16 protein-coding genes are annotated in these 12,688 nt (G+C 73.6%); 7 read left to right on the forward strand and 9 right to left on the reverse strand.

Features of this window, described 5'->3' with window-relative positions:
- Positions 1-702 (forward strand): hypothetical protein (locus tag VK640_01545; GenBank protein ID HTE71870.1); only part of this gene is annotated, 702 nt, incomplete at its 5' end.
- A 14-nt stretch (positions 703-716) separates the two neighbouring features.
- Here the strand turns inward: VK640_01545 and VK640_01550 are convergent.
- Positions 717-1,784, reverse strand: coding sequence for a GNAT family N-acetyltransferase (locus tag VK640_01550; protein ID HTE71871.1), 1,068 nt, complete (start codon positions 1,782-1,784; stop codon positions 717-719).
- A 311-nt stretch (positions 1,785-2,095) separates the two neighbouring features.
- On the opposite strand from VK640_01550, the gene leuA reads away from it, so the two are divergent.
- Positions 2,096-3,775, forward strand: a complete 1,680-nt coding sequence (gene leuA, locus VK640_01555) for a 2-isopropylmalate synthase (GenBank protein HTE71872.1) — start codon at positions 2,096-2,098, stop codon at positions 3,773-3,775.
- A 36-nt stretch (positions 3,776-3,811) separates the two neighbouring features.
- Here the strand turns inward: leuA and VK640_01560 are convergent, their stop codons facing one another.
- From VK640_01560 to VK640_01570, 3 genes are read right to left on the reverse strand one after another with little or no spacing between them, the layout of a single operon-like run.
- Positions 3,812-4,480 carry a PilZ domain-containing protein gene (locus tag VK640_01560; protein ID HTE71873.1) on the reverse strand — a complete coding sequence of 223 codons (669 nt, stop codon included), beginning with the start codon at positions 4,478-4,480 and terminating at the stop codon, positions 3,812-3,814.
- The gene (locus VK640_01565; GenBank protein ID HTE71874.1) at positions 4,477-5,301 is read right to left on the reverse strand and encodes a GNAT family N-acetyltransferase; all 825 of its coding nucleotides are present in this window, start codon (positions 5,299-5,301) and stop codon (positions 4,477-4,479) included. The genes VK640_01560 and VK640_01565 overlap by 4 nt, the downstream gene beginning before the upstream one ends.
- A complete protein-coding gene (locus VK640_01570) occupies positions 5,298-6,560 on the reverse strand; it encodes an amidohydrolase family protein (GenBank protein HTE71875.1) in 1,263 nt (420 codons plus the stop codon). The genes VK640_01565 and VK640_01570 overlap by 4 nt, the downstream gene beginning before the upstream one ends.
- Before the next feature lie 19 nt (positions 6,561-6,579).
- On the opposite strand from VK640_01570, the gene VK640_01575 reads away from it, so the two are divergent.
- Positions 6,580-7,113, forward strand: a complete 534-nt coding sequence (locus VK640_01575) for a GNAT family N-acetyltransferase (protein ID HTE71876.1) — start codon at positions 6,580-6,582, stop codon at positions 7,111-7,113.
- Positions 7,110-7,841 (forward strand): DNA repair protein RecO, encoded by a 732-nt coding sequence (gene recO, locus VK640_01580; protein ID HTE71877.1) that lies wholly within the window; start codon positions 7,110-7,112, stop codon positions 7,839-7,841. Before VK640_01575 ends, recO begins: the two co-directional genes overlap by 4 nt.
- Here recO and VK640_01585 read toward each other — a convergent pair.
- Together VK640_01585 and VK640_01590 are read right to left on the reverse strand one after the other, a co-directional pair.
- Complete coding sequence (locus VK640_01585) at positions 7,838-8,218, reverse strand: hypothetical protein (GenBank protein ID HTE71878.1); 381 nt, start codon at positions 8,216-8,218, stop codon at positions 7,838-7,840. The genes recO and VK640_01585 overlap by 4 nt on opposite strands.
- Positions 8,219-8,263: 45 nt before the next feature.
- Positions 8,264-8,773, reverse strand: a complete 510-nt coding sequence (locus tag VK640_01590; GenBank protein ID HTE71879.1) for an ASCH domain-containing protein — start codon at positions 8,771-8,773, stop codon at positions 8,264-8,266.
- Between the two features lie 35 nt (positions 8,774-8,808).
- Here VK640_01590 and VK640_01595 point away from each other — a divergent pair, with 35 nt between their 5' ends.
- Together VK640_01595 and VK640_01600 are read left to right on the forward strand one after the other, a co-directional pair.
- Positions 8,809-9,363 carry a gamma carbonic anhydrase family protein gene (locus tag VK640_01595; GenBank protein HTE71880.1) on the forward strand — a complete coding sequence of 185 codons (555 nt, stop codon included), beginning with the start codon at positions 8,809-8,811 and terminating at the stop codon, positions 9,361-9,363.
- 139 nt (positions 9,364-9,502) lie between these two features.
- Positions 9,503-10,327: an isoprenyl transferase gene (locus tag VK640_01600; protein HTE71881.1), complete on the forward strand. Its 825-nt coding sequence runs from the start codon at positions 9,503-9,505 to the stop codon at positions 10,325-10,327.
- Here VK640_01600 and VK640_01605 read toward each other — a convergent pair.
- From VK640_01605 to VK640_01615, 3 genes are read right to left on the reverse strand one after another with little or no spacing between them, the layout of a single operon-like run.
- Positions 10,294-11,139 (reverse strand): glycerophosphodiester phosphodiesterase family protein, encoded by an 846-nt coding sequence (locus VK640_01605; GenBank protein HTE71882.1) that lies wholly within the window; start codon positions 11,137-11,139, stop codon positions 10,294-10,296. The two genes, VK640_01600 and VK640_01605, sit on opposite strands and share 34 nt — an antisense overlap.
- A 56-nt stretch (positions 11,140-11,195) precedes the next feature.
- Complete coding sequence (locus tag VK640_01610; GenBank protein HTE71883.1) at positions 11,196-11,573, reverse strand: transcriptional repressor; 378 nt, start codon at positions 11,571-11,573, stop codon at positions 11,196-11,198.
- Positions 11,570-12,298, reverse strand: a complete 729-nt coding sequence (locus tag VK640_01615) for a ZIP family metal transporter (protein HTE71884.1) — start codon at positions 12,296-12,298, stop codon at positions 11,570-11,572. The genes VK640_01610 and VK640_01615 overlap by 4 nt, the downstream gene beginning before the upstream one ends.
- Positions 12,299-12,358: 60 nt before the next feature.
- On the opposite strand from VK640_01615, the gene VK640_01620 reads away from it, so the two are divergent.
- A complete protein-coding gene (locus VK640_01620) occupies positions 12,359-12,664 on the forward strand; it encodes an antibiotic biosynthesis monooxygenase (GenBank protein HTE71885.1) in 306 nt (101 codons plus the stop codon).
- The last annotated feature ends 24 nt before the right edge of the window (positions 12,665-12,688 follow it).

Raw genomic sequence — 12,688 nt, forward strand, 5'->3', positions numbered from 1 at the left:
TCCATGCTGGCCCTGGACGCGCACCCGGCGGTCGCCGAGGCGGCGCGCCAGGCGGCGCAGATCGAGGACCGGGTCGGCACCCGCACCCTGCAGGTCGAGGACGCCGTGCTCACCGGCGACGCGCGACCGGTGGTGCCGCCCTCACTGTGGACCGGTGAGTCGCTGTTCGGTGGCACCGGGTACGCCGCCCTCGGGGACGGCGGCTCGGCGACGGTGGCCGTCGGACGAGGCGGGCCCCGGCTCGTCCTGCCGGTCCTCGACCTCCAGCCGGGCAGCTCGGCCGTGACGACCTTCCGCGTCGACGACGCCGTGCTCGGCTCGGTCGCCTCCGGAGACATCGGTGACCAGGGCGACTCGCCTGCGCGGGGCGCCTTGCTGCCGGTGACGCTGTCGGTCGGTGACGGCGCCGTCCACGCGACGACGTCGACGGCGGACGGTGACGTCGCGCGGGTCGACGCGCTGATGCTCGAGCCGCTGGTGTCCCGGCTGGTGCTTTCCGACGGCGGTGACCACGGGACGGTGCTGCTGCGCAGCGCCGCGACCGTGGTGCAGCAGATCGTTGTGGCGGTGCCGGGTGCCGGGACGCTGGTGGTCGAGCAGTACGACGGCGCGGGCCGTCGGGTGGCGACCGGCACGGCGGGCGCTGCCGGCAAGGTCACCGTCCCCGTGCCGGTCGGCGGCTTCACCATCGTCCGCCGCTGAGGAGCCTGCGCCCGTCAGCGGGGCAGGTCGAGCCGCCAGGCCGACTCGCGCTGCGCCGGCCGGAAGCCCAGCTTCTCGTTGATGGCGATCATGTAGCTGTTCTCGTCGGCGTTCCAGGTGTGCAGCCGGCGCGCCTGGGGCGCCTCCCCGCGCAGCAGCTCGAGCACGGCCACCTTGACCAGCAGGCCGAGCCGGTGGCCGCGGTGCTCGGGCAGGACGAGAGTGTCCCACTGGAAGGTGTTCTCCGGGTCGTGGGAGCTGACCCCGACGTCGCTGTAGGCGACCAGCGGGCCGTCCTCGCCCACCCTGGCCAGCGCCGCGACCGAGCGGCGACCCTGGCTGGCCAGCAGCGCCTCGCGCTGGCGGACCCGGTCCGCGTCCCAGGCCGACGCCTTGATGTCCAGTCCACCCGTGGGGGCGTCGGTCGAGATCCGGCCGAGCAGGGCGGCGTACCCGTCGACGTGCTCGTCCGGCACCCGGCCGGCCCACGACACGAGCGTGTAGCCGGCGGCCTTCTCCTCCGCCTCGGCGCGGAGCCGGGCCAGGAGGTCGTCGGGCAGGCCCTGCAGGTCGAGCACCCGACGCATCTCGCCGAGCGCACGCCGGGCGCCGGTCGCCGCAGCGAAGCGCATCGCACGGTTCTCGGAGCCGTCCGGCGGCTCCTGCACCGCACCGACGACCTGGTGCCTGCCGAGCTCGGCGGCTCGGTGGGTGACCGCCTCGACGAGACGTCTGCCGTGGCCTCGGTGCTGCTGGGCCGGGTGCACCCCGAGGTGCACCTCGACGAGGTCGGTGTTGTCGCGCAGGAAGACGTCGAGCCGGGCGGCGCCGACCGGCCGGTCACCGGCGCGCATCAGCCACAGCTCGTGCTCGATTGGTGCCGACCCGCGCCTGACCAGTGCGGCGAGCTCCGGCAGCGTCAGCACCGGGTGGTCGGCGGACGCCGCGCGCATCGCCGCCGCGAAGACCCCGTGCCAGGCGGCGATCCCCTCGGCGTCGTCGGGGTCGACCCGTGCCACGTGTACGTCGTCGCCGGCCGTCCCGGCCGCCCCGGCCGCCCCGGCCGCCTGCCCATCGGTCACCCGACCCACCCTGCCGTGCCCGGTTCGTCGGTGCCAGCCCTTTGCCGCGTCCCACCATCCGGACGCGGATCCGCCGCAAGGACCACCTGGCAGCGCCGGGCGGCGTACGCTCAGACCCGTGCGGCAGAGCCTGCTCCTTCTCGGCTGCCGCGGCGAGGCACTCGTCTAGAGGCCGGTCACCCTCGCCGCGGAGTGCTCGCCTGTTCCGGTCGCCTCCCAGCGAGACGAGAGTGACCCTTATGAGCAACGCACCCACCGCGGGCGACGACACTGCCGGCCACGACTCGCGCAGCCCGCAGCAGCCGTCCGGGATGCCGATCCACCGCTACTCCGCCTTCACCCCCGTCGGGCTCGACGACCGCAGCTGGCCGGGCCGGGTCATCACCGAGGCCCCGCGCTGGTGCGCGGTCGACCTGCGTGACGGCAACCAGGCCCTGATCGACCCGATGAGCCCGGCCCGCAAGAAGCGGATGTTCGAGCTGCTCGTCCGGCTGGGCTACAAAGAGATCGAGGTCGGCTTCCCGTCGGCCAGCCAGACCGACTTCGACTTCGTCCGGATGCTGATCGAGGAGGACCTGATCCCGGACGACGTCGTGATCCAGGTGCTGACCCAGTCCCGGGACGCGCTGATCGAGCGGACCTTCGAGTCGATCCGGGGAGCCGACCAGGCGATCGTGCACCTCTACAACTCGACGTCGACCCTGCAGCGCCGGGTCGTGTTCGGTCTGCCGCGCGAGGGCATCGTCGACATCGCGGTGCAGGGCGCCCGGCTGTGCCAGAAGCTGACCGAGACGGTCCCGGAGACCGAGGTGTTCTTCGAGTACTCGCCGGAGTCCTACACCGGCACCGAGCTGGACTTCGCGGTCGAGGTGTGCAACGCGGTCAACGACGTGTGGCAGCCGACTCCGGATCGCAAGGCGATCGTCAACCTGCCGGCCACGGTCGAGATGGCCACGCCCAACGTCTACGCCGACTCCATCGAGTGGATGCACCGCAACCTGGCTCACCGCGACGCGGTGGTGCTCTCGCTGCACCCGCACAACGACCGCGGGACGGCGGTCGCGGCGGCCGAGCTCGGCTATCTGGCCGGCGCGGATCGCATCGAGGGCTGCCTGTTCGGCAACGGCGAGCGCACCGGCAACGTCTGCCTGGTCACCCTCGGGATGAACCTGTTCGCCCAGGGCATCGACCCGCAGATCGACTTCAGCGACATCGACGAGATCCGGCGCACGGTCGAGTACTGCAACCAGCTGCCGGTCAACGAGCGCCATCCCTACGGCGGCGACCTGGTCTACACCGCCTTCTCCGGCTCGCACCAGGACGCCATCAAGAAGGGCCTGGACTGGATGGAGCGCGACGCGGCGACCGCGGGCGTGCCGGTCGAGGACTTCCGCTGGGAGGTTCCCTACCTGCCGATCGACCCGAAGGACGTCGGCCGCACCTACGAGGCCGTCATCCGGGTCAACTCGCAGTCCGGCAAGGGCGGCGTCGCCTACGTGATGAAGACGGAGCACCAGCTGGACCTGCCGCGCCGGCTGCAGATCGAGTTCTCCCAGGTGATCCAGGCGCGCACCGACGCGTCGGGCGGCGAGGTCTCGCCGCAGCAGATGTGGGACGCCTTCGAGGCGGAGTACCTCGCGCCCCGTACGCCGGTGTCGCTCAACTCGCACCACACGTCGTCGGCCGCTGGGGAGGACGACCAGCTCGACGTCAACGTCTACGTCGACGGTGCGGCGCGCAGCCTGGTCGGTCGCGGCAACGGACCGATCGCCGCCTTCGTGGACGCGCTGCGCAGCGTCGGCCACGACGTGCGCGTCCTCGACTACGCGGAGCACGCGCTGTCCTCCGGCGGCGACGCACGGGCCGCGGCGTACGTCGAGTGCGCCATCGGCGAGCGCATCCTGTGGGGGGTCGGCGTCGACGCCAACATCGTCACCGCGTCGCTCAAGGCGGTGGTGTCGGCGCTCAACCGGGCCGCGGCCGTCGGCTGACCCTGGCCGTCGGCCAGGCACGTCAGGCGGCAGACGTCAGCCCGAGCGGGCGTGGCGGAGCAGGACGTAGCGGTCGATCCGGCCGGCCTGCTCCCGCGGCAGCCGGTCGAAGCGCACCACGGCGTAGCCGTCGGCCGCCTCGACCCGGACGACCACGCCGTCGGCGCTGACCAGGTCGCCGTCGCCGAGGTCGAGCCGGACGGCGACGCGCTCGCCGAGCGCCACCTGGCCGGCGTCCACGAGCCCCACCCGCACGGCGTCGCGGCTCAGGTCGACGGCGTCGAGCAGCCGCTCGCCGCGGCCGGTCGAGCGCAGCCGCACCCGGGCGCCGGTCGGGGCGCGCGGCGCGCTGCGCCGGCGCTCCCGGACCACGGGGGAGATGCCGGCCATCGACAGCTCGCCCTGGCCGGCCAGGCGCGCGAGCCCGCTGAGCACCGTCAGCCGCCGGCCGTGGCCCGCGACCGTCACCCAGAGCCGCTGGTCGGCCAGCCGCTCCGCCACCTCGGGGTCGACCGTCAGCAGCACGGTCACGTCCAGCCCGCCCGGCGAGGACCGCCACTGCTGCACCGTCGCGTCGTACGCCAGACCGGTGCGCTGGCTGAGCAGCACGACCCGGGTGCCGGCCGGCGGGGCCACCGGGTCGGCGCTCACGGCATCATCGGGCACGGCGTCGTCGGCGCCTTCGGTCACGCGGTCGCCGGTCATGGCCGGTCCCGTCCCTCGGCGGAGTACGCGGTGGCGACCCGCCGGAAGCCGACCCGCGAGTAGACCCGGGCCACCTCCGGCGAGCTCGCGGTGAGGAAGACCGTGCCGACGCCGAGCGCCCGGGCGTCGTCGACGAGCGCGCGGGTGACGGCTGTGCCCAGACCTGCACGACGAGCAGCAGGCAGCGTGGCCACCCCCATGACCTCGGTGACCCCGTCGATGGGCAGCGTGCGGCCGGCGGCGAGCACTCCCTGCGCGTCCGACTCAGCGACCGCCATCCGCACGGCCCCTTCCGCGAGGAGGCCGAGCACCCGCTGCTGCACCGGTCGCAGCCGCGCGTCCCGCTCGCGGGTGCCCTGCTCCCCTCGGGTCGTCCCGGCGCTGCCGAAGGCGAGCTCGCTGACGGCCCGGCCGGCCGCGACCGCCGCCTCGTCCGCGGGCCCGAGCAGGCGGACCCGCACGCCGGACGGGAGCGCGGACGGGTGGTCCTCGCCGGCGTCGTCCAACACCATGAGCGGCAGCTCCGTGACGGTGAGCGAGCCCTCGTGCTGCACGGCTGCGAGCAGGCCGGGCGTCGTCTCGTCGACCCACTCGAGCACCTCCGGCAGCCCCAGATGGCGCAGCCGGCCGGTCGCGGCCGCCACGTCCACCGCGTCTAACCCGCCCGCCCCTGCGGTGCCATCGAGCCGCGGCCGCGCGTAGTAGACCCAGCCACCGGGCTCGCCGAGGAAGAGCGTGAACGGCCCGCAGTCCTCGACCCGTGCGAAGCGTCGCGGGACGGCGTCGTAGTAGCGCTCGATGCGCTCCAGCAGCGGCGTCACCGTCCGGGTCCTGCCGGTCGCAGCGCACGGGTGACCGTCGTGCGCGCCACCTCACGGCCGCGGTACCAGACGTGGGTGGGTGGGTCCTGCAGGCGCAGCACCTCCGGCCAGCTGCCGGCCGCGTAGACCTGCAGGTCGGCCCGCGCGCCCGCTTCGACGCCGTACGTCGTCCCGAGCCGCCACGACCCGGCCGGGACGCTGGTCACCGCGGCGAGGCAGGTCGCGAGCTCGTCCTGCGTGGTCAGGTGCGCCGCGTGCGCGGAGACGAGTGCCACCTCGAGCAGGTCCCCCCGGCCGAACGGGTAGAACCCGTCGGCGACGCAGTCCTGCCCGAAGGCCACCGGCACGCCCGCGGCGAGCAGCTCGCGGACCCGGGTGGTGCCGCGCCGCACCAGGCCGGTGTCGCCACGGCCCTGGAGCACCAGGTTCGTCACCGGGTTCGACACGACGGTGATCCCGGCCCGGGCGCAACCCGCGACGACCTGCGCCGCGTACTCCTCGTCCGCGGCGCTGAGCGCACACACGTGGCCGACCGTCACCCGGCCCCGCCACCCGCGGCGCTCGGTCTCGTCGACCACCATGGCGAGGGTGCGCACCGACCCGTCGTCGGTCTCGTCGACGTGCATGTCGACGTCCGCGTCGTGCCGCTGGGCCAGCTCGAAGCAGAGCCGGACGTGCTCGCGCTGGTCGGCCTCGCCGAGCTCCCAGTGCGGCATGCCCCCGACGACGGTGGCGCCCTCCGCCATGGCGCGCTGCATCAGGTCGAACGCGCCGGGGTCCCTGAGCAGGCCCTCCTGCGGGAAGGCGACCACCTGCACCTCGGCCACGTCCGCGCAGTCCTGCGCCGCCGCGAGCACGCCCTGGAGCGGGACCAGGCCGCCGACCGTGTCGACGTCGACGTGCGACCTCAGCCGGGTGGTGCCGGTGAGGACGGACGACTCGATGACGGCGCGGGCCCGACGCCGGACGTCGTCGACGAGGTAGCCGCTCTTGGCGGCGTGGATCGAGTCGATCGCGCCGCGCAGCGTGCCGTCGTGCTCGGCCAGCTGGTCGCGGATCAGCACCTTGTCGAGGTGCACGTGGGTGTCGACGAACGCCGGCAGCAGCAGGCCGCCCGCCGCGTCGACCCGCCGGGCGGGCGGGACGCCGTGGCGGTCGGCCGCGCCGGGCCCGACGGCGGTGACCGTCTCGCCGGCGACGACGACGTCCACGGGCGACCCGTCCGCCATCGTCGCGGCCACCACCGCGTGCTCCGTCATGAGGAACAGAATGGGGCCCGTGACGGCGCGCGCGGTGACTATCGACGACACGGAGGCGATCGCGCGGGTGCACGCACGCTCGTGGCAGCGCGCCTACCGGGGGATCGTGGGAGACGACTTCCTCGACGGGCTGTCCGACGCGGTGTGGGTCGACCGGTGGCGCACGGTCTTCACCGCGCCGCGGGACGAGGCCCGCACCCTGGTCTGGGACGACGGGGACGAGGTGACCGGGTTCGCCCGGATCGGCCCGGTGCGCGACCCCGACCCGCCCGGACCGCGCTGGGACGAGGTCTACGCGATCTACCTCGACCCGCGCTGCTGGGGCAGGGGGGCCGGCTCCGGCCTGCTGGCCGCTGCCCTGGCGACGGTCGCCGACGACGTCCCCGGGGTGAGCCTGTGGGTCTTCCGCGACAACGCCCGGGCGCGGGCCTTCTACGAGCGGCACGGCTTCGAGGTCGACGGCCTGTCGCAGGAGATCACGATCGAGGGGCGGGCGGTGCCGGAGGTTCGCTACCGGCGGTTGTCGGTCGGGTCGACGACAATGACCCGGTGAACCTCTACCGGGACGAGGGTGTCGTGCTGCGCACCCAGAAGCTCGGCGAGGCCGACCGGATCATCACCCTGCTGACCCGGTCGCACGGCCGGGTGCGGGCCGTTGGCAAAGGGGTGCGCCGGACCCGGTCGAAGTTCGGCTCGCGGCTCGAGCCGTTCACGCACGTCGACCTGCAGATCTACGCCGGGCGGTCGCTGGACGTGGTCCAGCAGGCCGAGACCCTGGCGCCGTACGGCGACCGGCTGGCCGGCGACTACGCGCGCTACACCGCGGGCACCGCGATGCTCGAGACCGCCGAGCGGCTCACCGCCGAGGAGAAGGAGCCCTCGACCCAGCTCTTCCTGCTGATGGTGGGAGGCCTGCGAGCCCTGACCGACGAGACCCACTCGCCCGGGCTGGTGCTCGACGCGTTCCTGCTGCGGTCGCTCGCTGTCGCCGGCTATGCCGCGTCGTTCGAGGACTGCGCCCGCTGCACCCGACGCGGGCCGCACCCGTTCTTCAACGTGCCCGCCGGGGGAGCGGTGTGCAGCGGCTGCCGGCCGGGCGGCTCGGTGTCGCCCGCGCCCGAGACCTTCGCCCTCCTCGGGGCGCTGCTCACCGGCGACTGGCTGCACGCCGACGCCAGCGACCAGCGGCACCGCCGCGAGGCGAGCGGCCTGGTGGCGGCCTACCTGCAGTGGCACCTCGAGCGCGGCCTGCGCTCGCTGCCGATGGTCGAGCGGACCTAGACCCGGCCCGGCGGCCACCACGGGGGCTTGCGGCGGTCGCCGCGGCCCCAGACGACGTGGCTCTCCTCGCCGTGCTCGCGGTGCAGTCGGTCGTGCACGACCGGGGCGGCCACCAGCGACCACAGCCCGCCGACGAGGACCAGCAGGCCCACGACCCGGTGCTCGCCGGACACGAACACGGCCAGCCCGACGTAGGTGACCAGGACGGCGACGAAGACGACCCCGACCAGTCCTGCCTCGGTTCGCACCAGCAGGCGCACGTCCAGAGCGTACGTCGCGGCTCCGACGACGGTCAGGCTCGGCGGACAGGGCACCGTGGTCGATCCCAGCTCGAGGCCGTGGTCAGTGTCGGTCGTGCAGCCGAGCTGCGGAGTCACGGGCCCTTCAACGCCCGGACCCCTGCATCGTTCGTCCACGCGGGCTCAGTCGTCGGCAAGCTCCGGGGGCCACACCACGCGAAACCGTTCGAAGACGACCTCGATCTGGTCGTGGAACTCCACGCCGATCCGGCCCAGGCTGCGCCGGAGGAAGCGGCTGTGGCCGTCGAGCCAGGACTCGCGGGTGCGGTCACCCTCTCCCTCGTCCCAGGCGAACGCCTCGTCGACGCTGGCCAGCGGACCTATCCGCAGCTCCGTGCTGCGCAGCACCACCCGAGGGGCCCCCGACCCGTCGTGCACGACCCAGTGCTCGCCGATGCGGGGGAGGGACTCCCCGGCGTGCAGGTAGTCGGCGACCGCGCCTGCGGTGGCCCGCTTGGGCCCGTGCATCACCAGGTCGAGCAGCTCGTCGGCGAGCTCGGCCGAGTCGCCGAACCGCTCCGACACCGGCGTCTCGGCACGGTGCTCGGGGTGCCTGGTGACGTACTCCGCCCACATCCGCCCGGCCGCGTCGCGGTCGAGGTCGGGCTGGGGATGGTCGTCGCCGGTCGTCATCCGGGCATTGTGCCGGGCCGTCCTAGCCTGGCTCGATGAGTCGGATCCACGAGACAGCGTCCGTCGCCTCGTCCGCCATGGTGACTGGCGACGTCACCATCGGTCGCAACAGCCGGGTCCTGCACGGCGCCGTGCTCAACGGCGACCTGGGGCCTGTGGTCGTCGGCTCGGACGTCGTGGTGATGGAGCACGCGCTGCTGCGCGGACGCGCCGACCACCCGGTGACGGTCGGGGATGCCGTGCTGGTCGGCCCGCACACGCACCTGAACGGCACCACCGTGGAGGACGAGGTCTTCGTCGCGACCGGGGTCTCGATGTTCCCCGGCTCGCGCGCGGGAGCCGGGTCGGAGCTGCGGATCAACAGCGTCCTGCACGTCCGGTCCGTGCTGCCGGCCGGCACGGTCGTGCCGATCGGCTGGGTGGCGGCCGGCGACCCGGCCCAGCTCTTCTCGCCGGACCGCCACGAGGAGCTCTGGGCGGTGCAGGAGCCGCTGGACTTCCCGGGAACCGTCTACGGGGTCCCTAGGGGCACCTCGATGCGGGAGATCATGCGCCGCCAGTGCGAGGCGTTCCGTCCCCGCGACAGCTGACCGGTCGCGTGTCGCGCGGGCAGGGCTCACCCGGGTCCTACCGTCGGAGTCGGCTCGGCCTGGTGCTGGTGCTCCACAGGCAGTGCGGGCGCCCGACCGGCAGACCCGCCGGTCCCGGCTCGCCTACTACCGTGCTGGCGTGCCCCGCAGTCGACCGAACGCGGTCCGTCCCCCGACACCGCACCCGTCCGGCGCCCGGCCGCCGGCCGTGCCACCCGACCTGGTGCCCCGGCACGTCGCGGTCGTCATGGACGGCAACGGCCGGTGGGCCAAGGAGCGCGGGCTGCCGCGCAACAAGGGCCACGAGGCGGGGGAGGCGGCGCTGCTGGATGTCATCCACGGCGCCATCGAGCTCGGCATCGAGAACCTGTCCGCCTACGCGTTCTCGACCGAGAACTGGCGCCGGTCGCCCGACGAGGTCCGCTTCCTCATGGGCTTCAACCGGGAGGTCATCCGCCGGCGGCGTGACGAGCTGGACGCGATGGGGGTCCGGGTCCGCTGGGCGGGCCGCCGCAAGCGGCTGTGGCGCAGCGTCATCGACGAGCTCGAGGAAGCCGAGCGACGTACGCACCGGAACCGCACCCTCACCCTGCAGTTCTGCGTGAACTACGGCGGGCGGGCCGAGATCGCCGACGCCGCCGCCGCCATCGCGCGGGAGGTGAAGGCCGGCCGCCTAGACCCGGACAAGGTCGACGAGAAGACGATCGGGCGCTATCTGGACGAGCCGCAGGTCCCTGACGTGGACCTGTTCGTGCGCTCGTCAGGGGAGCAGCGCACGTCGAACTTCCTGCTGTGGCAGTCCGCCTACGCCGAGCTGGTCTTCCTGGACACCCTCTGGCCGGACTTCGACCGACGCGACCTGTGGCGCGCGGTCGAGGCGTACGCCGCCCGCGACCGTCGTTATGGAGGTGCGCTGCCCAATGAGCCGGGTCAGGAGCAGAACGCGCGGGCCCAGGACAGGTAGCGGACCGGCCGGTCGGTGATCACCGGACCGGCGTCGTCGTAGGCCATCCGGGACCACCCCTTGACCGTGTTGACGGTCCAGGGCCGCACCTCGATGCCCGCCGCGCGCCACTGCGCGGCGCGGGCCTGGGTGACCGAGCCCACCCCGATGACGTACGTCGACCCGTACGGCAGGACGGCGTCGGCGGGGCGGGGCTCGCCGGAGAAGTCGATGATGCCGGTGGCGACGGCGGGCTCCTTCGCGCGCACCTGCGCGATCGTCTCCTCGTCGAAGCTGATCACCCGGACCCGGGCCAGCATGCCGAGCCAGCGGATGCGGTTGAGGAAGTCGTCGAGCTGCTGGGCCGTCGGCCGGCCCTTGAGCTCGAGCTGGAAGGTCGCGCCGCGGGTGCGCCCGAAGTCGAGGGCCTGCCGCAGCGTCGGCACCTTGACGCCGGCGAACTCCGGTGAGAACCATGAGCCGGCGTCCAGCGAGCGCAGCTCGGCCAGCGTCGTGCGGGACACCCGGCCGGTCCCGTCGGTGGTCCGGTCGACCGTCGAGTCGTGCAGCACGACCGGGATCCCGGACCGGGTGAAACGCACGTCGACGTCGAGCTGGGTGGTGCCGGCCCGCAGCGCGGCCCGGTAGGCCGGGATGGTGTTCTCGGGAGCCGCGTACGAGGCGCCGCGGTGGGCGATCGGCGGGGCGACGCAGTCGGCGGTCGCGGCGCGTGCCGGGCCTGCGGTCAGGGCGGGGACGAGCGCGACCGAGGCGGCGACCGCGAGAACGGCGGACAGGACCTGGGTGCGGGTGGTCGTCGGACGGACAGCCACTGCCGGGAACCCCCGTTGAGCTCGGGTGCGACGTACCCGCTCGACGGTAGCGCAGGTCAGGAGCAGCGGGTGCAGGTGCCGAAGACCTCGACCGTGTGCTCGACGGAGGAGAAGCCGTGCTCGGCGGCGACCTTCTCCGCCCACCGCTCGACCGCCGGCCCGTCCACCTCCACGGTGCTCCCGCAGGACCGGCAGACCAGGTGGTGGTGGTGCCGGTCGCTGCTGCAGCGACGGTAGACCGACTCGCCGTCCGGCTGCCGCATCACGTCCACCTCGCCGCTTCCGGCCATCGCCTGCAGCGCGCGGTAGACCGTGGTCAGCCCGATCCGGGTGCCGGCGGCGCGCAACCGCGCGTGCACGTCCTGCGCGCTGCGGAACGCGTCGTCGCGGGCGAGCTCCTCGCGGACCGCGATCCGCTGGCGGGTGTCGCTCACGACGCTGCCACCACGAACCACATCAGCCCCAGGCCGCCCAGCGTGCTCAGCAGGGTCAGCCGCGACGGGTGGCGGGCGTGCGCCTCGGGCAGGATGTCGGCCGTCGCGAGGTAGAGCAGGAAGCCGGCGAACGCACCCAGGTAGAGCGCCAGCACGTGGTCGCTGACGCTGAAGAACAACGTCGAGACCGCGCCGAGCACCGGGGCGAGGGCGTCGATCCCGAGCATGGTCAGGGTGCGCCGGCGGTCGTTGCCGTGGGCGCGCATGACGGTCACCGTGTTGAGGCCGTCGGCGAAGTCGTGGGCGATGACGGCGATCGCGACCGCGAAGCCGACCGTCTCGTCGACCTGGAACGCGAGGCCGATGCCGACGCCGTCGAGGAACGAGTGCACGGCCAGCGCACCGGCCGAGGCCAGCCCGATGCTCGGGTCGTGGTGGTGGTGGGTGTCGTACTCGCCCTCGTGCGCCCCGTGCATCGCCACCGAGCGCTCGACGAAGTGCAGCACCAGGAAGCCCCCGGCGAATGCCACCATCGTGGCGGGAACTCCCCAGACCGTCGCGTCGCTGAGCTCGAACAGCTCGGGGAGAAGGTCGAAGGACACCAGGCCGAGCATCACCCCGGCGGCGAAGCCGAGCACCAGGTGCAGGCGGTCCCGCGCCTTCAGTGCGACCAGCCCGCCGAGCGCGGTGGAGACCACCGTGACGAGGGCGACGAGGACGGCCATGACCGCGAGCCTAGGGCATATGACAACCGTTGTCAGTTTCAGTCCGGGTACGCTGCGTGCATGCTCGCCGTGACGCGCCTTCGTCTTCCGGTCCACGTCCCCGACGGCGGTCCCGCTGATGCCCGGGGCACCGAGACGCTCCTGCTCGGCGTCCTGGACCTGCTCGCGGCCCGGCCGGGCTTCGTGAGCGGGCGGGTCGGGCGGTCGGTCGACCAGCCGGCGCTGCTCCTGCTCGTCACCGAGTGGTCGGGGGCGGGCGCCTACCGACGGGCGCTGTCCGGCTACGACGTGAAGGTCGCCTTCGCCGACCTGATGGCGTACGTCGACAACGAGCCCAGCGCGTTCGAGGTCGTGGCCGCGCGCTGACAGCGGGTAGGGTCGCTCACTCAC

It is taken from the genome of Actinomycetes bacterium (genome assembly GCA_035489715.1).
Classification (GTDB): Bacteria; Actinomycetota; Actinomycetes; order JACCUZ01; family JACCUZ01; genus DATHAP01.